Genomic DNA, 19,464 nt, shown 5'->3' on the forward strand with positions numbered 1-19,464 from the left:
AGAATGCTTAGAGGCAGCTTTTAATTGCTCAACAACACGGCCCAGACTTCCAACATTTAGTAAGCAATCTGAAATCGTGTACCCAGCGTGGTTTCTGCATTGCGCGCATCGGCGCCCTCCGTTCCCCCGAAGCGCGTGTGTTCAACCACTACCATCAGGCGCACATTGCGTACCGGATACCAGTTTAGACCAAGCGCTCCGATAGTACTATTCCCTATTGCCTCATTGGGGTTGGAAAATGTAGGAAAGGCATCGTCACTAAACGATACACGTTGCATTTTGGCGCTTATCTCAAAAGCCCCCCATGCCCCCTCGTCAGGATCGTAGGCCGCTGCAGGCCCCGTCGTGCCAAATGATGCTTGCTCACCTGTTGCAAACCATGTGGCGCCTATTTGCCAGGCATAGTGCGCTAATGCCTCCTTCTCATCGCCATCTGTTACAGCATGCCGACTCCAGGCAAGCTCGCCGATCACCCCAAATGGACCTGCATAGTAGCTAAGCTGCGGCATCAAACGAGTGCGCTGGCCATCAGGACGCGCATTACCGCGATATGCAAAAAGAGGACTTCCGATACGCGTTGTGTAGGTAGGCAGCGGGCGACCATCTTCAAACTCATTTCCATACGAAGCCGCAATACCTACCCCAAGCCCCTGCAGCACGGAATCTTGATCGCGCTGCCAGGGCGTAACAAACACACGTCCAACTACATCTTTTGCATTGCTCACATCCCGCTGTACGCTCGTTCCATCGGGAGCTCCGTTAAACACACCAATCGCATACTCGGCTCGACGCTCCCAAAACGATCCATCGACCTGAATACCTACATCGCGGTTGGGAATAAAAGACGTAGGATAGCCTCGCTCTAGCTGAATGAGCGCATTGGGCGACTGCAAAAATTCCAGCCCCATTGGGGTTTTAAATGAACCGGCCCGCAGAGATAGAGACGAGGCAAACCGAAAATCGATAAATGCGTCTTGCAACGTCGTTCGACCTCGTCCAAAATCTGTCATCAACTGTACGCCAAATCGGTTTTCGACAATGCCGCGCAATCGGATTCGCGCACGACGCGTCAGAAACTCGTTGCTTGCTCCCGGCACATCGTTAAGTTGAAATCGTGAGTCAGCATGCACATCACCCCCAATACGCAACTGGTAGGCTCCATCATCCGATAGAATACGGAACCCACCCGAGTCTGCTGTAACCGACTGCGCCTGGCCCGAGTATGGTGTTGCTGCCCCTCCCACTCCGACTACTCCTATCAGCGTCCAGAACCAAAGCAATAAAGCGCTCAACGAATCGTGCCGGTGTAGCATATAACGCAAGGGGCTAAGTTGAATCACAAAATTATCTTTGAGTATGCTGTTACGAGGAGCGCCGCGCCTGTCACAGGCTCCTTTTTCGTGGTGACAAGGTGTACACGTATTTTCCCTGAGCTACATAGTACTCTGTCACAGGTCAATCTTCGGGGAACGCATGGCCCCCTAACGTACCGAGAAAACCGCACACCCTTGTCATTGCGAGCGCAGCGACGCGCCCCGACTGCAGGGAGGAAGTGCTCTTGGGGTGCAAGTTCCCTCCTCGCGATGACAATGTTGGACCATAACTTTCAGGTGTGACGCGGCAATAGGGCGAGTAACGTATATTCGACTTACAACATACAATGTGCACTACAGAATATCTACTTGATGCTATTTGTCATGGGCTAACGAAATCCAATTACGGTTTCGAAGTTTTATCGCGAGGGTGCTTTTTGTAAAGACAAGACTTGTCCTTCCCCTGTGTTTTTCTCACACTTCCCCCTTTTTGTATGACCTTCGCCACCGCCTGGCAACTTATTCGCGACACCCTCAGTGCCTTTTTGAATGATCGGGCAGAACGACTAGGTGCTGCAATCGCATATTACGCCACATTTTCGTTTGCTCCTCTCATCGTGCTGGCCTTGTCTATTGTAGGCGTGCTCTATAATCAGCGTGATGAAGATGCACAGACGGCCCTATTGGAAGAAGTGCACCGTGTGTTTGGAGCAGATGGCGCTGTGCTCATCGAAGGGGTGCTGGAAAGCACAACCGTAACGGCCTCTGGTCCGGCTGCTTTTGTAAGCAGTTTGCTCCTCGTGTTTGGCGCGACCACCCTGTTTGCACGACTCCAAGACGCCCTCAACACCATCTGGAACACAACGCCGTCTCACTCTGGACTTTGGGCATTCGTACGCAGCCGTGTGATCTCGCTGATGTTAGTCGTTGGTGCAGGTGTACTGATTGTGGTGAGCCTCGTATTCAACACACTACTTGTAAGCCTGGCCGATGCACTCGAAATGCCGATGCTCGTACAATGGCTCGGGCCCATCGGGTCGGTGGTCCTCTTGGCTCTGCTGTTTGGCCTGCTGTTTCGCACTTTACCCGACACCGATGTAGACTGGGCCACGGTATGGCCGGGGGCTATTGGCACAGCTGTGCTGTTCATGATAGGCACCTGGGCGATCAGTACGTATCTAGGCCTGGCTGCTCCAACATCGGCCTATGGCGCAGCTGGCGCACTCGTTGCGTTTTTGCTATGGGTGTACGTGTCAGCGCAGATCTTTTTTCTAGGGGCTGAATTCACCACGGTGTATGCCGCATATCGGAGCCGCCCACACTCCGTTGCCTCGGTCGCCCCATCACACCCATCGCCTCCCCCGCCCGCGGTTAAGCGGCCCTCACTTCCTGCTCAAGTAGGCTGGTTTGTTTTGGGTATCCTCTTATTCTGGTGGATGCGCCGGTAGCCGTTGTCTCGAACACAGAGGCAGCCCCCCTCGCCGGGTTGCGTCCTACGCAACAGTGTAATCTTATCACGAAAGCCTCTTCTCATAGTGGCACCCAGCTACCCCATATCCGTAGGGGGACACGCATTTTTGCTCACAATCCCTACTTGGTTATATGTCTGACACCTTCACTGTTGCTGCCTTTGCTGGAAGCCTGCGTACCCGTTCGTACAACCGGGCCCTTTTGCACGCCGCAGCCGAGCATGCCCCCGAACGCCTTACGATTGACCCCATCATTGATCTAAGCAATGTGCCGCTGTATAATGGCGATCTGGAGGCCGAAGGCGACCCTGAGTCCGTGGCAGCGCTAAAAGACGCACTTCATGATGCAGATGGGTTGCTTATCGTATCGCCCGAATACAACGCAAGCATACCCGCCGTCACGAAGAATGCCATTGACTGGGCTTCGCGTCCGCCCAAGCCCACAGCACTCAACGATTTGCCGGTCGCCATTGCGGGTACTACCCCTGGTGCGCTTGGCACCGCACGCATGCAGGGCCACCTGCGCAGCAGCCTGGCAAACACCAACGCTCGTGTGATGCCCCAACCGCAGTTCTATCTGGGCAAGGCGTCTGAGCGCTTCAACGACAATCTGGAGCTGACTGATGAATCAACCATCCGCTTTCTGCAGCACTTTCTCAATGGATTTGCCGACTGGATAGAGGTGACAGGCGCTTAGCAAAACAGTGCATTTACCGCACGGCAGCCAGTGGCTGGGCACGCGCTACGATGCGTAGCAAGTGGGCACTCTGGGGCTCAACCGGGATGCCGGTATCGGACTGATACTCGTACTCCACCCCTAAACGCAGCGTGGCGCGTCCTTCCAGGGCAATGCCGGCCGATGCACCTACACTTCCCTCTACCCCTTCAATGGCTGAAAAACGGTTGGTAAAGCCCTCGTTTTCACTGATCAACACCATCCGTCCGAATGCGCTGGCATAGAGCCCCGTTTGCTCTCCTACCGAGTGCTGGGTGAACCCTTGCACGCCCACCGAGCCCAGCCACTGATTCCAGTTGCGGCCTTCGGCTTCGAGCACTCGGGGCAGCCGTGCATCCTGACGGATCGTGTAGAGGTCAGCATCTATACTCACGTAATCGGAGGTGTTGGCCTCCCCAAGCGGAATGATAGCGCGTGATCGCACACTGCCAAAAATCAATGCACGCTGCGTGCCACGCTCCAGATTGTCCACATCGTGCTTGCACCGGTGGTAGTAGCCGAGTTGCCAGTCGAAGCCTGCGTTGGTGCGGCGTGTGTACACGATGCCCTCTTCCCAAAACACGGCCCGCGGATTGAAGCTGATCTCGTTGTTGGGATCGGCCACAAATTCGATTTGCGTCGTTACCAGCAGGCTGCTGCGGTGACTGCGACGCAACTCGATAAAGCCTCCTATTTCGTGATGCCACGCGTGCGTGTCGTTGCTTGGCACGTACGGCCCGAAGGCGGCCCATCCGCCATAGCTGTTGATGAGACGCGTTTCGCCCTCATCGACCGCTGCCTCTGTGTCCCACATCGGATTCGTGACGAATCCGCGATCAACAAGGCGTTGCCCTTCACAGGGCGTGGCACTCCCAACGCCTACAAGCATCGCAATGACCAGTCCTGCGATAAACCTCCATTCTTGCATAGCGGCTCCACCTTATTCACTACGCCCGATCATGATGTATGCCCTACTACTGTGTCACACCTGATTGTTAGGGTACGGAGACCATCTGAAACGCTGTATCCCAGCCCCCTCCCAAAAAACCTGTCATGGTGAGCACGCGACGGGCCCAGCCCGGAGCACGTCGAACCATCTCCCCGACGCTCAGCAGGCTCTGATCGATCGAGCGGCCCTGCTCATTTCGGGGGAGATCTTTACTCACTGCGTTCGTCAGTCGCTACGCTCGTGTCAGGACTCCGCACCTGCTAGACGCAGTTGCTCCACTCAAGATGACAACATCAAACGGTGGCGTTTTCCCCTAAACAATCAAGTGTGACAGGACACTACTACCACCGATACGGGCTTTTTTCTGTCGGGATTCGCCATATACCTGCCTGGTCAAGGCTCGTGCACAGTCTCAAGAAGGGCGCGGTACGCTGTTTGCATCGCCTCTGTTGCGTACAGTTCGTTATGGCCGCCGTCCGCCACAAGCACCAACTCTTTCGTGGCCGTGGTCGCGTCGTCGTAGAGCGTCTCGGCCATCTCTGGGGCAGTGATGACATCGTCGCTTCCAGCCACAATGAGCAATGGCACGTCGATGGTGGCAATGCGCCGCCGGTTGTTTTCCTGACGCAGCACATCCGCAAAATCAAACCCGACAAATGCGCGCAGATACCACGGAATGAGCGTGTTGCCCCATTCGCGTACGTTGGTAGCTGGGTTTTCGAGCACGACCCCGCCCACGGTGCGCTGCTCGGCAATAAACGTAGCAATGAAGGTGCCCAGCGAGTGCCCATGCACCACCAGCTGATTGGGATCCACCTGTAGCTCTTCAACCAGATAGTCATACACCGCGAGTGCATCGCGCTTCAGGGTACGCACACCGGGCGTTCCTTCGCTCTTTCCATACCCTCTATAGTCCCACATCAGCGCACGGGCGGGCAGCTCGGCGAAGGCCTCGACATATCCGCTCGACTGCACCAGATAGAACCCCTGTCCGCCAAAAAACAGCACCACCGGATCGGCCTCATCGGGCACCAGCCACCACGCATCCAAGGCCGCCGAATCCCGCTGTATACCGGGTGATACAATCGTGTGCTCTTCAAGCGTAACGCCCTCCTTATCGAATGTGGCAGGGGTAATGGACGGCTTTGGCATGAACACGTCCTCCTCTTCGATAGGAATAGACCCGCAGCCTGTACATCCAGCCGCAAGGATCAGGAGAAGAAAGCCGATAACGATTTGGTGCAGAACGTGGGGCATACAGAAGTTTATTTTCAGGACGTATACAATCGATGTTCTGTACCCCGTATGCCGCTTCGGGTTTGGAACGGCATTGCTACAAGTTAGGCGGAGCAGCAATGGGCACGCGCTGCGATAGTATCCGGAATCCAGACGGGGCATACGACAGCAGTTCGCCATCGGCGTTGAATACCATGGGTGGATCTGAAACGATGTCCAACGACGTACCGGTGTACGACTGCACAAGCGGATGTGTGGTGTAGTCGCCCTGCAACACGCGCCGCACCACGCCCGCAACGGCAGCGGCCGACCCAGGACGCACGGTGACTACATGCATGGTTTGATCGAAGGGAGACGCGCCGGGGGCTACCCGAATGCCGCCTGCAGCTGTGGGCGCATTGGCTACAATAACATTCAGGGTTTCGGACTCGTGCACGGGCTGTTCATCAATGGTGAGTGTGCAGGCATAACGGCGGAGCTTGGGCAACACGCGGACAGCTCCCATCATGTATGCAAGAGGGCCCAACAGCGACTTGGGGCCGCGCGCCAAGGCTTTATCGATGTACCCTCCAAACCCGCCAGCGCACACATTTAGCGCAAGCCGTTCGGGGACATCATCACGAAGAATAGCAACTGCATCCATGCGTCGGGGCGGGGCAGAGCACGCAAGGTGAAGCGCCTCGGGCAGAGATTCGGGGATCTGTAACGTCTGTGCTAAGTCATTCCCGGTTCCTATGGGTATGAGTCCCACAGCGTTAGCCTGGACAAGGCGTTGCATGCTGTGCAGTTCATTCACAAGATGATGCAGCGTGCCATCGCCCCCGGCAGCCATAAATCGGCGGGTGCCATCCGCCCAGTGGGTGCGCATTGCCACCGCGGCCTCTTCTGGCGAGTGGGTAATGTGGAGCACTGCTTTCGTTTGGGTGCGCACAGCCATCTGAAGCGCATGCATTGACGTGCCGCCCCCCGCATGGGCATTGGCAATGATAACGGGTGGGGCAGCAACATCGGGCATACGTGGCATGTGGAGGTAGGAGAAAAGCAAAAGCGATCGCCCAGCTCACTGCGTTGAGCTAATAGTACGGATTCTGGTCGGGCGTCTCGCGTCCGTCGTGGATAGCGCTGTAGCGTACATAGTTGTTGGCATACGGACGAATGGTGTCTACCTCCTCATCGGTCAATTCGCGTACGACGGTCGCGGGCTGTCCCAGTACCAGCGAACGCGGAGGCACCGTAGTGTCTTTTGTAACAAGGGCACCAGCCCCCACAATGCTGTGCGTGCCAATGTGAGCATGATCCATGACGGTTGCGCCCATACCAATCAGGACGGTGTCGTCAATGGTGCATCCGTGGATAATCGCTCCGTGCCCGATCGTCACGTACGCGCCAATGTCGGTGGGTGCGCTGCCATGCGTTACATGCACCACCGTGTTGTCTTGCACATTCGATGCCTTGCCAATGCGAATCCAGTTTACATCACCGCGCACGGTGCAGTGGTGCCAAATGCTCGCCTGCGCGCCCAGTGTTACATCACCAATGACGACCGCCGTTTCGGCAATGTAATTGGAGTTGTCGTATTGCGGGGTGGTCCCCAGAAAGGGTTTTATCATTGTTGGGTTTTGCCTGCGCAGAAGGAGCGTCGGATTGCGTGCTTCTATCATACAAAAATGGCCGCGCGTTCGCAACGAATCGCTTTACACAGTCTCACAGGCAGCCTCATACAAAAAAGAGGCGCACCCTCATTGGAATGCGCCTCTTACAGAAGAGAATCTCCGTGTTAAAGCCACCAGCGCGTTACTCGTTCAGCGCCCCATTGACTTTATCGGCAGCCTCCTTCAGAAGCACAGCAGAACGCAACTCCAGTCCACTTTCATCCAGAAGGGCCTTCCCTTCTTCAGCGTTCGTGCCTTGCAGGCGTACGATAAGCGGCACATTCAGGTCGATGTTTTGAGCGGCCTGAATAACCCCTTTGGCGACGCGATCGCAACGTACGATACCGCCAAATATGTTGACGAGGATGGCTTCCACGTTAGGATCTTTGAGAATGATGCGGAAGCCGGCTTCCACGGTCTCGGCATCGGCGGTGCCCCCCACGTCAAGGAAGTTAGCCGGTTCGCCACCAGCCAGCTTGATAATGTCCATGGTGGCCATGGCCAGTCCAGCTCCGTTTACCATACAGCCCACGTTGCCATCGAGCTTAATGTAGCTAAGGCCATGCTCGCTGGCTTCGACTTCGGTTGGATCTTCCTCGTGGATGTCGCGCAGCTCGGCGAGGTCGGGGTGGCGGTACAGCGCGTTGTCGTCGAGGTTGATCTTCGCATCGACGGCAGCAATGTCGCCGCTGCCAGTGCGCACAAGGGGGTTGATCTCGGCAATGGTGCTGTCGGTGGCTTCGAACGCCTCGTACAGCGCCGTGATGAAACGAACCGCTTGCTTGAACGCATCGCCTTCCAGACCGAGTCCAAATGCGAGGCGACGGGCCTGAAACGGACGCAGGCCAATGGTGGGATCGACCCAGGCCTTGATAATCTTGTCGGGGCTTTCCTCTGCTACGGTTTCAATTTCGACCCCGCCTTCGCTGGAAACCATAATGACGTTCTGGCTCTTGGCGCGGTCGAGCGTTACACCCACATAGTACTCCTGCTCGATATCGACCGCATCGGCGATGAGCACTTTGCGTACCTTTTGCCCATCGGGGCCGGTTTGATGCGTAACGAGGTTCATGCCCAGGATGGCCTCGGCGTGCTCGCGCACCTCATCGATAGATCGGGCGAGTTTCACGCCGCCTCCTTTCCCGCGGCCTCCCGCATGGATTTGGGCTTTCACCACAAACATAGAGGCGCCCGTGTCTTTGGTCAATTGCTCGGCAGCCGCTACCGCTTCGTCAACGGTTTCGGCAACAAGACCGGGCTGCATCGACACGCCGTGGTCGCTAAGAATTTCTTTGGCTTGGTACTCGTGGACTTTCATGGAGCTTGAGCGGTTGTGTGAACAGTTGGTCCAAGCGTAAGTAAAGTGTGCTGCGGTAAAGAAGCGAACGCAAGGCCGGATTTCAGTCCGGTTTTCGCACGCTGCTCACGCATCACGGGTTTTGTTCGTCTTTCCCTTTCTGGTTTTTCTTTTGTGACACGGTTCGACTGGCATATTGTGGCACGGGTCATGCGCGGCTTCCTGCTATTTGTAGGTGCGCTGATTGTCTTTTTCATCGTGCTTCACTGGGTGGAGTACAACGATGACTTTGCCGACCGGGGCGCCGAGATGCGCGATGTCTTTCTCGTCTACTATCCGGCGTACATCCCCGAAATCGTTCGGCTCATTTCGCCGCTGGCTATTTTTCTGGCCTGCATCTACGTAACCGGAAAGCTAGCGCAAGAAGTACAGCTCGTTGCCCTGCAAACCTCAGGCGTATCGCTGTACCGCATTATGCGTCCCTATGTGCTAATTGGCGTAGGGCTCACCATATTTATGTTTGTGTTTAACGGATGGCTGGTACCGCGCACCAATGAGGTCGTGGTTGAATACGATCACGAGTACCTGCATCCCGAACGCCAGACGATAGAGGTAAGCCGCATCCACCGCCAGAACGACCCGCTCAGCATCGTATCTGTAGGCTACTACGATTCCAGCGAACAGCGTGCGCACCACGTGTCCCTTCAGCGCTTCGACGCCTTCCAGGCCCTAGAGCACCGGTTCGATGCCGACCGGATGGAGTGGGTTGATTCGCTGGATGTGTGGCGCATGGTGGGGGTCACCGAGCGCACGTTCCGCGATGACCGGGTGATGGAGAGCACCTATCATTCTCGCATGGACACCACCCTGTACGTTACGCCACGCGACTTGGCTCGCACGGCCCGCGATGTTGAGGCCATGACCGTTACCGAAGCACGCTATTACCTGGAGTCGCTTCAGCGATCCGGTGCCGGCCAACTCGGACGCCCGCTGGTGGCGTACTACGATAAGTTCGCCTATCCCATGGCCAACCTGATTCTGGTGCTCATTGCAGTGCCCCTAGCCGCTGTACGACGACGCGGCGGACAGGCGGTACGCTTTGGAATCGGACTTCTTGTGGCACTGCTTTATCTGGCCGCTCAAAAACTGACGGAGCCCTTCGGGTACGCAGGCACTGTAGAGCCCTGGCTTACTGCCTGGCTCCCCCATGTTTTGTTTGCAGTCGTAGCATTGCTCTTGCTTATACAGGCGCGCAAGTAGCCTTGCCGAGCATGGCGGCACATCGATGAGTCGGTATCTCAACCTCCCGGGATTCCGGGTTGGTACACCACTACTGCTCTGTCACACCTGATCATGGTGACGGAGGAGGCCGCAGCCGAACCATCGCCTCGGTGTTCAGCAGCTACGGACCAGCTAACAGCCCTGCCCCTTTCGGCTAGTGTATGCACACAACCTGAGATGGTGATAGTCGTTGATGATTGCTTGCTTGTCCTGAACTCGATTCAGGATCTGGATGACATTCGAGGGGGGCATTTGGGTTGAAAGGGAGCTTTCGTCTCCCAGCACCGTCCCCCCGACACGTCATCCTGAACTTGTACGTGTTTAGCGGCGTGCTTCCTGATCGCCGGGGACGCAAGCGGTCCCCGGCTATGGATTTTGCTCACATCGCACCGTTCTGTAGCCCAGGATCAGGAGTGAAGCGCTGGGAGCACCGCGACCGAGTACTCCTGGGGTGCGGATATCCCGGGCGGTCATTGTACCACGCTAAACAGGTACCTGAACTTGATTCAGGATCCACTCGCCCGAGCAGACGCCCAGGTGGGTTTTTCAGGTGGGTTCTTCAGGTGGGGGCCAACAGTCTCTCATTGAACAGACGGTGGAGGAGTCAAATTTTCCACCAACGAAATACCAGAGACAAAGTTATGTGCAAGGATTAGGTCTCTTTCGGGGGAGATCCCGGCTCTGCGGCGCTGGAGTGCCTTGTCCGGGATGACTATGAGCGTTGGCAGTTCATGCTCTACCCTACCGTTCAGGTGTGACAGAGCACTACGCTTTCCCCCTTGATCCACCAAAGTTCATGGGGAGATTGCCGCCGCCATCGCCCTGGTTAGGTTCTGGAATCGGACCGTAGGAGTCTTCGTAGCGGTTGATGTTCTCTTGCAGCGCCCGCATCAGCCGTTTGGCGTGCTGCGGCGTTACAATAATGCGGCTCTTCACACGGGCTTTCTTCACGCCCGGCACCACACGAATAAAGTCGAGAATAAACTCTTCGGGGGAATGCGCAATCATCACAAGATTGGCGTACGTCCCCTCGGCCTCCTCCTTCGTCAACTCAATGTTCATTTCGGAGTCGCCATCGGGGTTCTGCTTAAATGTTGCCATAAAGGTAACTGTACGGTGTATGCAAAAAAAGAGGATGAGGTTGCTGTGTAGGTAAGGGTGCGCACAAGCTACGCATTTCCATTGACATGAGCGAGTGCCCCAATCAAGTCGCTCTTTGTGATTACCACATACGAGTCGTTGCTTTCGACAAGCACCGCACCGGCCTCGCCGTCGAGATAGCTCGACAGGTGCTCAAGGTGCAGCGAAGACGGCACCACCGGAAGCGGATCACCCATACTACCGCGCAGGGGTTCATTGCGCGCTTCTGGATTGGCAATCAGTTCGTTCAGGATGCGCGTCTCTGTGATGCTACCCACCACTTCGTCATCTTCAAGCACCGGAAGTTGAGAAATGCTGTTTTCAGTCATGCGCTCAATAACGGCCCCCAGTGTTTCTTCAGGATGCGCCGAAATGACAGATGCGTTAGGCCGTCTGCGCTTCACAACCTGCTCGGCGGTGACATTGGTTTTGCTCTCCAGAAAGCCGTGGTTTCGCATCCACTCGTCATTGTATGTCTTCGAGAGGTATCGGAACCCAGAGTCTGGCAGCATAACGACAACCACATCGTCGTCGTTGAGCATGGCTTCGTGGTCGCGGAGCCACTGCAGCGCTCCCGCCATGGCCATACCGCACGACTGACCAATAAACAGCCCTTCCTCACGGGCAAGGCGACGCGTCATCTGCATAGTCGTTTTGTCATCGACTTGCACGAAATCGTCAACCACATCGAAATCCATATTCTCGGGCAAGATGTCTTCGCCCACGCCTTCCGTGACGTATGGATAGATTTCGTCGTGATCGAACACCCCCTCGTGGAAGTACTTGTGGAATACAGATCCGTGCGGGTCAACGCCTACCACGGTAATCTCTTCGTTCTGCTCTTTCAGGTAGCGTGCCGTGCCTGAAATGGTACCCCCGGTACCGGCCCCCGCAATGAAGTGGGTGATGCGCCCTTCGGTTTGCTCCCACAATTCAGGACCTGTGGTCTCAACGTGGGCTTTGCTGTTAGCCGGATGATCGTATTGGTTAAGGTACACCGAATTGGGAATCTCTTCAGCCAGCCGGCGAGCGGTGGAGTAGTACGATCGGGGATCGTCAGGCTCTACGTTAGTGGGGCACACCAGCACCTCAGCGCCCAGCGCACGCAATACATCGACCTTCTCCTGACTTTGCTTATCCGTGGTGGTAAAGATGCATCGGTAGCCTTTAGCAATGGCCGCCAGAGCAAGGCCAGCGCCCGTGTTGCCGCTAGTGCCTTCAATGATGGTTCCGCCCGGTTCGATGAGTCCCTTCTCTTCCGCATCCTCAATCATCGTGATACCGATGCGGTCCTTCACAGAGCCGCCTGGATTAAAAAACTCGACTTTACCGAGCACGGTGCAAGGCACCTCCTCAGCTAGCCGGTTAATGCGTACAAGCGGCGTGTTGCCTACCGTGCCCAGAACATTGTCGTGCCACATGATGCGGTGCGGGTTGGTTGAAAAGATCTATGTATACAAGGCGCCCGTAAAATACGGACTCCTGCCAATTGAGCCTGTCGCGGCGGATCGTGATCGAAAACAGGTGTGAACCATACGGGTTGTATCGGATTCTAAACATTCCGTTTCTTGAAGCATGCATGCGTCTTGAATCTCCGTATAGCACACTCACCCTCCCCTCGCATTGCCCGATGCTTAATCGCTTATGAATGCTGAACTGCTCGTTGCCACTTGGTCTTCTGCAAACCCCGAAGTCCCTGGCAGCCTTCTGCATAGCAATGAGGCCTGGCGTCACGTCATGGGCCCGACAAATTCGCCCTGGGGGCGCCTGTCGGACGACGACCGGGCACGAACGCGTGATGCGCTGGAGGAGGCTGCCCGTGGTGCATTGGTAACGGGACTCCTCGTATCGGCTCATACACCTAGCCGCGATGAGCCGCTTCCTGTCTTGCTGAACCTGGTTCCGGTACGGACTGAGTCGTCCGCTTCGGCTCCGCCTGACATCGCAGCGGTTACTGTCACTGGCGAGGTCCTGTCCGAGCCTGCAAGCTGGGTGCCTTCGCAAACCGAGCGGCACCGCATGGAAACATTGGGCCGCATGACCATGGGAGTAGCACATGACCTAAACAACCTACTTAGCGGTATTCTGGGTCACCTGGAGCTGGTTCGGGAGGCCAATGTGTTGCATACCCTGCCGGCAGATACACGGCAATCGCTTAATACCGTACACCGAGCCGCTGAAGATGGAGCTGCGCTTATTCACAAGCTGCAGCGCTACATTCGCGATGACACAGAAATGCACGCCGAGGCTCTCGATGTCGCTGCACTTATCGACGAATGCCTTACGCTCACCCAACCCTACTGGCGCAATGAACCGCGCCGCCAAGGCATTGTGATCAATGTAAACCGCTCGTATGGAGATACCCCCCTCATTACCGGGGTCGCCTCGGAACTACGTGAAGTGTTCGTCAACCTCATCTTGAATGCTGTACATGCCATGCCCGAAGGCGGCACACTGAACGTATCTACCCACACGACCTCCAGCGCGTCCGCATCGTCCGAAACTGTGGTCGTAAAGATGGCAGACACCGGCGTAGGTATGAAGGATGATGTGCAAGCCCGCATCTTTGAACCGCTGTTCACCACAAAAGGCGAAGAGGGAACCGGACTGGGCCTGGCAGCCAGCTACAGCATTGTCCAAGAGCACAACGGCTCCATTCGGGTGGATAGCACACCAAACGAAGGGACAACGTTTACGCTTCGGTTTCCTTCTGCCGACGCAGAGGCCCCCGATCTAGCGGATGAAGATACCGCACTGACCCCCACCCGCTCACACTCCATTTTAGTCGTTGATGATGAACCCATGGTGCGGCGAACGATCGAAAAGCTACTCGCCCACCGAGGCCATGCGGTGACCTGTGCCCCATCAGGCCAGGAAGCGCTCAGCCTGATTGCTGAAGCCTCCTTTGACATCATTTTTACCGATTATGGCATGCCCGAAATGACCGGCGCCGAGTTGGCCGAGCATGTACATCACAAGCAGCCGCACCTGCCTATTGTACTACTTACCGGCTATACCGATACCACGCCAGCTGTACCCCATGTGGACCATATTGTCGACAAACCCTTTACAGCCGATGACTTGCAGTCTGCCATCTCGTCTGTACTTGCAACAGCGCCGCCCCAAAATCCGTCGTAATTGACAGCCCCTTCTGCCAGCCTGGCGCACTTTGACTCCGTGGACTGCCTCTTCAATAGCATGGTGTAGTCTTTGTGCCCTACTGCTAGGCCTACAGATGATGGGGCGTATTCCCCCTCTTCTTTTTTCGTTGTTTTTTACCGGCTCGTATTCCTCCGTATGACCGAACTCGATCTGAGCGATTTGTTTGCTGCCTCCGATGCCTCTGGCGAGGGGCCTGAGCAGCGCATCCCCCTTCCTACGCCCGACGAGGAAATGGAAATGAGTACCGCCGACATTCCCGACGCGCTGCCTATCTTGGCGCTACGCAATACGGTGCTCTTCCCGGGCGTCGTGCTGCCCATCACCGTAGGACGCGATACGTCGCTGCAACTCGTGCGCGAGGCGTTTGAAAATGACCGCCTAATTGGCGTGGTCGCCCAGCGCGATAGCACGGAGGAAGATCCCGTTCCTGCCGACCTGTTTGACGTCGGCACCGTTGCTGAAATCTTGAAGCTCATCAAAATGCCTGATGGATCGAAATCCATCGTGATTCAGGGCAAGCGGCGCATCCGCACCACCGAGTACGTACAGGATGAGCCCTATTTCAAGGCCAACGTAGAACCCCTTACCCGCGAAGAGCCCGATGAAGGGCTGGAACTGCAGGCATTAATCCATTCGATCAAAGAGTTGGCTGTTCAGATTGTCAACAAATCGCCGAACCTGCCCAGCGAAGCCGCCGAGGCGATTGAAAATATCGAGTCGCCCACGTTCCTGATCCATTTTATCGCTTCAAACCTGCAGGTAGAGGTCGAGAAAAAGCAGGACATTCTGGCAACACTTCCTGTAGCGGAGCGCGCTAACAAGGTGCTGGAGCAGCTCAAAGAAGAACTGCAGGTACTGGAGCTATCTGAAGAAATCCGATCGCGCGTCAAAACCGACGTCGATGAACAGCAGCGCGAGTACTTGCTGCGCCAGCAGATGAAGGCCATTCAAGAGGAGCTGGGCGAGGGCGCTGGCGGCGACGAAATCCAGGAGTTGCGGGAACGAGCCCGTGAGAAGGAGCTCCCCGAAGAAGCCCGCGAGCAACTCGACAAGCAACTGCAACGTCTGTCGCGCACCAATCCGGCGGCCCCCGACTATGCGGTGACGCGCAACTACGTGGATTGGATTCTGGATCTGCCGTGGCTGGAGTACTCTGAAGACCAACTCGATGTGTCGCGGGCGCAGGGCATTCTGGATGAAGACCACTATGGGCTAGAGGATGTAAAGGAACGCATTCTGGAATACCTGGCTGTGCTTAAGCTGAAGGGAGACATGAAGGCTCCGATTTTGTGCCTGCATGGCCCACCCGGCGTGGGCAAAACCAGCCTTGGCAAAAGCGTAGCCCGTGCGGTAGGCCGCGAGTTTGTACGCATGAGCCTGGGTGGTGTACGCGACGAAGCTGAAATTCGAGGGCATCGTCGTACCTATGTGGGGGCGCTCCCCGGACGTATCTTGCAGGGCATCAAAAAGGCAGGTACCAATAATCCCGTCTTTATGCTCGACGAGGTAGACAAACTCGATAGCGGCTTCCGTGGCGATCCGTCGAGCGCGTTGCTAGAGGTGCTTGACCCTGAGCAGAACGACAATTTCAACGACCATTATCTGGAGCTCGATTACGACCTATCGAAGGTGCTCTTCATCGCTACGGCCAACTACGTAGAGCGCATCCCCGCGCCGCTGCGCGACCGTATGGAGATGATCGAGATCAACGGATATACCCAGAACGAAAAGCTGCAGATCACCAAACAGTATCTGGTACCGCGTCAGGTTACCGACCACGGGCTACAGGATGACCAGCTCGGCTTCACCGACGAGGCGCTCATGCATCTTATTGACGCATATACGCGGGAGTCGGGCGTGCGTCAGTTAGAGCGCACTATTGGCGCTGTTACGCGAGGGGTCGTCAAGAAAGTCGCAACCAGCGAAGTCGATACGCTCACCATCGACGATGGCGACATTGAGGAGTATCTGGGCGCCCGCAAGTACTTTTCGGATGTGGCCGAGCGCACGGAAGTACCAGGCGTGGCAACCGGCTTGGCTTGGACGCCCTCCGGGGGCGACATTCTGTTCATTGAAGCCTCACTGGCACGCGGATCAGGACGCATGATTCTAACCGGCCAGCTGGGCGATGTGATGAAAGAGTCGGCGCAAGCTGCGCTTTCCTATGTGAAAGCCCGCTCCGACGAACTCGGCATCCCGCAAGACGCGTTCCGCTACTGGGATGTGCATGTCCATGTGCCCGCTGGTGCCGTTCCCAAAGACGGCCCCTCGGCAGGGACCGCGATTCTGGCTGCGCTGGTGTCGGCCTTCACACAGCGCCGCGTAAAGCACACGGTAGCCATGACGGGCGAAATCACGCTGCGTGGACTCACCCTGCCAGTAGGCGGCATCAAAGAGAAGGTGTTGGCAGCGAAACGGGCAGGCATTGAGCGGGTGGTACTGCCCAAGAAGAATGAGAAAGATGTCAAAGAGATCAAGGATGAGGCTCTTGAAGGCATTGCGGTGACCTACGTAGAACGTGTAGATGCGGTCATTGATGCTGTGCTTGAGACCGAGGCCGTTGCCGATCCGAACGAGTTCTTTGATATCCCTGAATCGGAAAAACAGCTTCGCTCCGGCGCCCACAACGGATCGTCATCAGAAGGCAAAACGGTCGTCGTGCAGTAGACGACCGCGCGCGGAGGTAGAAGAAGTAGAAATAGACGACACGACCACTCCTGCTTCGCCATGCGAATGGCATGACAAAGTGCTACTTCCGCGTGCCCTCGTCCTCTTCGTCAAGGATACGGGCGTCTTCCATATTCGGGTCTAGGCCTTCGTAAAACGCTTTCTTAGACCGCTCCGCCACAGCCTGTGTCCGGGTCTGCACCACGTCGGCGGCTTCCCGAGCTTGCGTGCGCATCCAGCCCCCCCACTGTACGGCTCGGCCAAGCCAGTTCAGCTTGTGCGGACGCCGGTTCGGGGATTCGGAAGCAGGAGCGTTAGAGGTGTCAGAGTCGGCGGGCATGGCCAATGCGCTGCATATCCATACGTATACACGGACTGCCTATACGCCGTACGTGGGTGGGATGTGCCCATCCGTTCGCTCAGCATGATACGCGGTGGCGGATCTGCACAGGCGGTTGGGCTTTGAAAGCACGCGCTTGTTCGTTGATCTCTTTCCGCATCCTCCTGCTGTATGTCTACACTGCCCACGCGCGTTGGTCGTGTGCTACGCTCTACCGGAAGCTGGTACGACGTCCAAATCGACAACCCCACCGACGATGATCCCGCCGTGATTCAATCGCGGGTGCGTGGCAAATTTCGACTGCAGGATACGGATGTCACCAATCCCGTGGCCGTGGGCGACCGGGTCACCATCCGGCTGAACGACGATGATGATACTGGTTTGATTGTGGAGATTCACGACCGCGAGAACCGGCTCAGTCGCCGCGCATCGGGGCGCCGCGTGAACCAAGAGCATATCATGGTATCTAACATTGATTGCGCCTGGGCCGTGCAATCGGTAAAACAGCCGGACCTCAATCTGGGATTCGTGGATCGGTTTTTGGTGATGGCTGAGGTTCGGCACATTCCGGCTGGACTGATCATCAACAAAATCGATCTGGCCGACACCGAGCACCTTGAAGAGGTGGCTGTTGTGGCTGAGCGATACGAATCGTTGGGATACCCCGTCCACTGTACCAGCGCAACTGAACACATCGGTCTTGACGCTCTTACCGATGCACTCAAGGACCAGGTGAATGTCGTAACAGGACCCTCGGGAACCGGAAAGTCGAGCCTGGTGAATGCGATTGCCCCCGAGCTTGCCCTTGAGACAGGCTCTATCAGCTCTCATACCCAGAAAGGCCGCCATACGACCACGTTTGCCGCTCTGCACCCGTTACCAATGGGCGGCCACATTGTGGATACGCCGGGGGTGCGCGAGTTTGGTATTGTGGACCTGCACCCTGCCGATCTGGGGCATTTCTTCGTAGAGTTCGTTCCGTATCTCGACGCCTGCAAGTTTGACGACTGCACCCATGACCATGAACCGGGATGTGCCGTAAAGGAAGCCGTCAACGAGGGCGCTATTGCAGTTGAACGCTACGACAGCTATCTGAACATCTTGTATTCGCTGCAGGATGGCATGGAAGGCATTGGACGGTAAGGTACCATAAGTAAGATCACGTGCAAAATTGGGTTTGGCGCCGATAATGGAGAGCACCTGTTCCGGCGTCTCGTTGTAGCGCTGAAAGAAGTCGAGGCTGGCGTTGATCATCATTTTTGCGGTTTCGAACAGTTCGCCGTGGGTCACTTCGCGTCGAAAATGACGCCACAACATCTCGATCGGGTTCAGCCAGGGGCTGTAGGTCGGTAGGTACAAGAGTACAAGTCGCCCGGCCGCCCCTCGCACAATGGCTTCAATCTCATCGTTTTGATGGGTGATGACGTTGTCCCAGGCAACATAGACCGTCTCGTGGGAATGTCCGTCCAAAAGCGACTCCAGCAGCTCAGCAATTTCCTTCCGACGCTTGCGGCGACGCACGATGTGCAGCAGACGCTCTTGGTACTCGGGTGTCACCTTTACCGGCTCACGCGGCCGTGCACGATCTTGAAGTCCCTCGCTGCCCTCGGCGTTGAAGCGGTAGATCCAATTGCGCACGGTTTGCTCTGAGCAGCGCACGATAGTAGCAATCTCGGAGGCGACCATCCCGTGTTCAAGGGCCAGCAGGATCATCTGCGCGCGAGAGCGCAGTCGGGGCGTTCGAATGCGCCGGTACAGCTCGTCAAGTTCGGCGCGTTCCTTGGGAGAAACGGCACGAACGGTCAACCGTCGTTGGGGCATGGTTCAAACGGTCGAAGGGGTAGGATGAAAACCCAGGTCAAATCCCAAACCCGTGATTGGGTTCAGATGCGTGTTTTCTCCTCGGGGGAGCTACGGTGTATACACAACGCAACCGGAGCGAACTCCCGCTTGCGTCCTCGTCGCGATGCTCTGCGTCGCGACAGACGAATGGACGCTCTGCGTCCAACGTACCCCCCGAGGTAAAGAAACCCGGTGGTGGATTAGGGGTGCTGGAGCGTTCCAGCAGGCGTAAGGATCTGCGAAGCGAGTGTTGTCGGCACGTGTGCGAGGTCCTCCCCCAATCTGTATACACCATAGCTCGGAGTAGAGAGGGGGATTTAGGGGGGAGGGATGCTGTGCACTCAAACGAGCGAATCCTGCGTGGCAGACATGCGTGACAGAGCAATAGTCCGGAATAACGC

The 19,464-nt window shown here is 56.5% G+C and carries 15 protein-coding genes and 1 pseudogene; 6 read left to right on the forward strand and 10 right to left on the reverse strand.

All coding sequences use genetic code 11. The features are described from left to right. Positions 1 to 56 precede the first annotated feature (56 nt). Positions 57 to 1,313 (reverse strand): OprO/OprP family phosphate-selective porin, encoded by a 1,257-nt coding sequence (locus ACZ5AL_RS07910; RefSeq protein WP_464509828.1) that lies wholly within the window; start codon positions 1,311 to 1,313, stop codon positions 57 to 59. A 494-nt stretch (positions 1,314 to 1,807) separates the two neighbouring features. Here ACZ5AL_RS07910 and ACZ5AL_RS07915 point away from each other — a divergent pair, with 494 nt between their 5' ends. Further along, positions 1,808 to 2,761, forward strand: a complete 954-nt coding sequence (locus tag ACZ5AL_RS07915; RefSeq protein ID WP_464509829.1) for a YihY/virulence factor BrkB family protein — start codon at positions 1,808 to 1,810, stop codon at positions 2,759 to 2,761. 154 nt (positions 2,762 to 2,915) lie between these two features. After that, the gene (locus ACZ5AL_RS07920; protein ID WP_464509830.1) at positions 2,916 to 3,479 is read left to right on the forward strand and encodes an NADPH-dependent FMN reductase; all 564 of its coding nucleotides are present in this window, start codon (positions 2,916 to 2,918) and stop codon (positions 3,477 to 3,479) included. 13 nt (positions 3,480 to 3,492) lie between these two features. Here ACZ5AL_RS07920 and ACZ5AL_RS07925 read toward each other — a convergent pair whose 3' ends face one another. The 5 genes from ACZ5AL_RS07925 to sucC all read right to left on the reverse strand — a co-directional run bounded on the left by ACZ5AL_RS07925 (position 3,493) and on the right by sucC (position 8,652). After that, on the reverse strand, positions 3,493 to 4,425 hold the full coding sequence (locus ACZ5AL_RS07925) for a hypothetical protein (RefSeq protein WP_464509831.1): 933 nt from the start codon (positions 4,423 to 4,425) through the stop codon (positions 3,493 to 3,495). Positions 4,426 to 4,839: 414 nt separating this feature from the next. Beyond that, complete coding sequence (locus ACZ5AL_RS07930; RefSeq protein ID WP_464509832.1) at positions 4,840 to 5,703, reverse strand: alpha/beta hydrolase; 864 nt, start codon at positions 5,701 to 5,703, stop codon at positions 4,840 to 4,842. 76 nt (positions 5,704 to 5,779) lie between these two features. After that, positions 5,780 to 6,697, reverse strand: coding sequence for a diacylglycerol/lipid kinase family protein (locus tag ACZ5AL_RS07935; protein ID WP_464509833.1), 918 nt, complete (start codon positions 6,695 to 6,697; stop codon positions 5,780 to 5,782). Between the two features lie 58 nt (positions 6,698 to 6,755). After that, positions 6,756 to 7,292, reverse strand: coding sequence for a gamma carbonic anhydrase family protein (locus ACZ5AL_RS07940; RefSeq protein WP_464509834.1), 537 nt, complete (start codon positions 7,290 to 7,292; stop codon positions 6,756 to 6,758). A 184-nt stretch (positions 7,293 to 7,476) separates the two neighbouring features. Next, positions 7,477 to 8,652 carry an ADP-forming succinate--CoA ligase subunit beta gene (sucC, locus tag ACZ5AL_RS07945; protein WP_464509835.1) on the reverse strand — a complete coding sequence of 392 codons (1,176 nt, stop codon included), beginning with the start codon at positions 8,650 to 8,652 and terminating at the stop codon, positions 7,477 to 7,479. 153 nt (positions 8,653 to 8,805) lie between these two features. On the opposite strand from sucC, the gene ACZ5AL_RS07950 reads away from it, so the two are divergent. Next, positions 8,806 to 9,891: an LptF/LptG family permease gene (locus ACZ5AL_RS07950; protein ID WP_464509836.1), complete on the forward strand. Its 1,086-nt coding sequence runs from the start codon at positions 8,806 to 8,808 to the stop codon at positions 9,889 to 9,891. Between the two features lie 786 nt (positions 9,892 to 10,677). Here ACZ5AL_RS07950 and ACZ5AL_RS07955 read toward each other — a convergent pair. Together ACZ5AL_RS07955 and ACZ5AL_RS07960 are read right to left on the reverse strand one after the other, a co-directional pair. Further along, on the reverse strand, positions 10,678 to 11,013 hold the full coding sequence (locus tag ACZ5AL_RS07955) for a DUF3467 domain-containing protein (RefSeq protein ID WP_464509837.1): 336 nt from the start codon (positions 11,011 to 11,013) through the stop codon (positions 10,678 to 10,680). Between the two features lie 68 nt (positions 11,014 to 11,081). Beyond that, entirely contained in the window at positions 11,082 to 12,473 is a 1,392-nt protein-coding gene (locus tag ACZ5AL_RS07960) for a cystathionine beta-synthase (protein ID WP_464509838.1), read from the reverse strand. A gap of 223 nt (positions 12,474 to 12,696) precedes the next feature. On the opposite strand from ACZ5AL_RS07960, the gene ACZ5AL_RS07965 reads away from it, so the two are divergent. Next, positions 12,697 to 14,190 carry a hybrid sensor histidine kinase/response regulator gene (locus ACZ5AL_RS07965; protein ID WP_464509839.1) on the forward strand — a complete coding sequence of 498 codons (1,494 nt, stop codon included), beginning with the start codon at positions 12,697 to 12,699 and terminating at the stop codon, positions 14,188 to 14,190. A 159-nt stretch (positions 14,191 to 14,349) separates the two neighbouring features. Continuing rightward, on the forward strand, positions 14,350 to 16,881 hold the full coding sequence (gene lon / locus ACZ5AL_RS07970) for an endopeptidase La (protein WP_464509840.1): 2,532 nt from the start codon (positions 14,350 to 14,352) through the stop codon (positions 16,879 to 16,881). 82 nt (positions 16,882 to 16,963) lie between these two features. Here lon and ACZ5AL_RS07975 read toward each other — a convergent pair whose 3' ends face one another. Beyond that, the gene (locus ACZ5AL_RS07975; RefSeq protein ID WP_464509841.1) at positions 16,964 to 17,221 is read right to left on the reverse strand and encodes a hypothetical protein; all 258 of its coding nucleotides are present in this window, start codon (positions 17,219 to 17,221) and stop codon (positions 16,964 to 16,966) included. A gap of 171 nt (positions 17,222 to 17,392) precedes the next feature. Between ACZ5AL_RS07975 and rsgA the strand changes: the two genes are divergently transcribed. Beyond that, entirely contained in the window at positions 17,393 to 18,364 is a 972-nt protein-coding gene (gene rsgA, locus ACZ5AL_RS07980) for a ribosome small subunit-dependent GTPase A (RefSeq protein ID WP_464509842.1), read from the forward strand. A gap of 123 nt (positions 18,365 to 18,487) precedes the next feature. On the opposite strand, the pseudogene ACZ5AL_RS07985 reads toward rsgA, so the two are convergent. Continuing rightward, positions 18,488 to 19,042 (reverse strand): annotated as a pseudogene (locus ACZ5AL_RS07985) (helix-turn-helix domain-containing protein); the annotation flags it as partial. Between the last annotated feature and the right edge of the window lie 422 nt (positions 19,043 to 19,464).

The organism is Natronotalea proteinilytica, assembly GCF_055379935.1.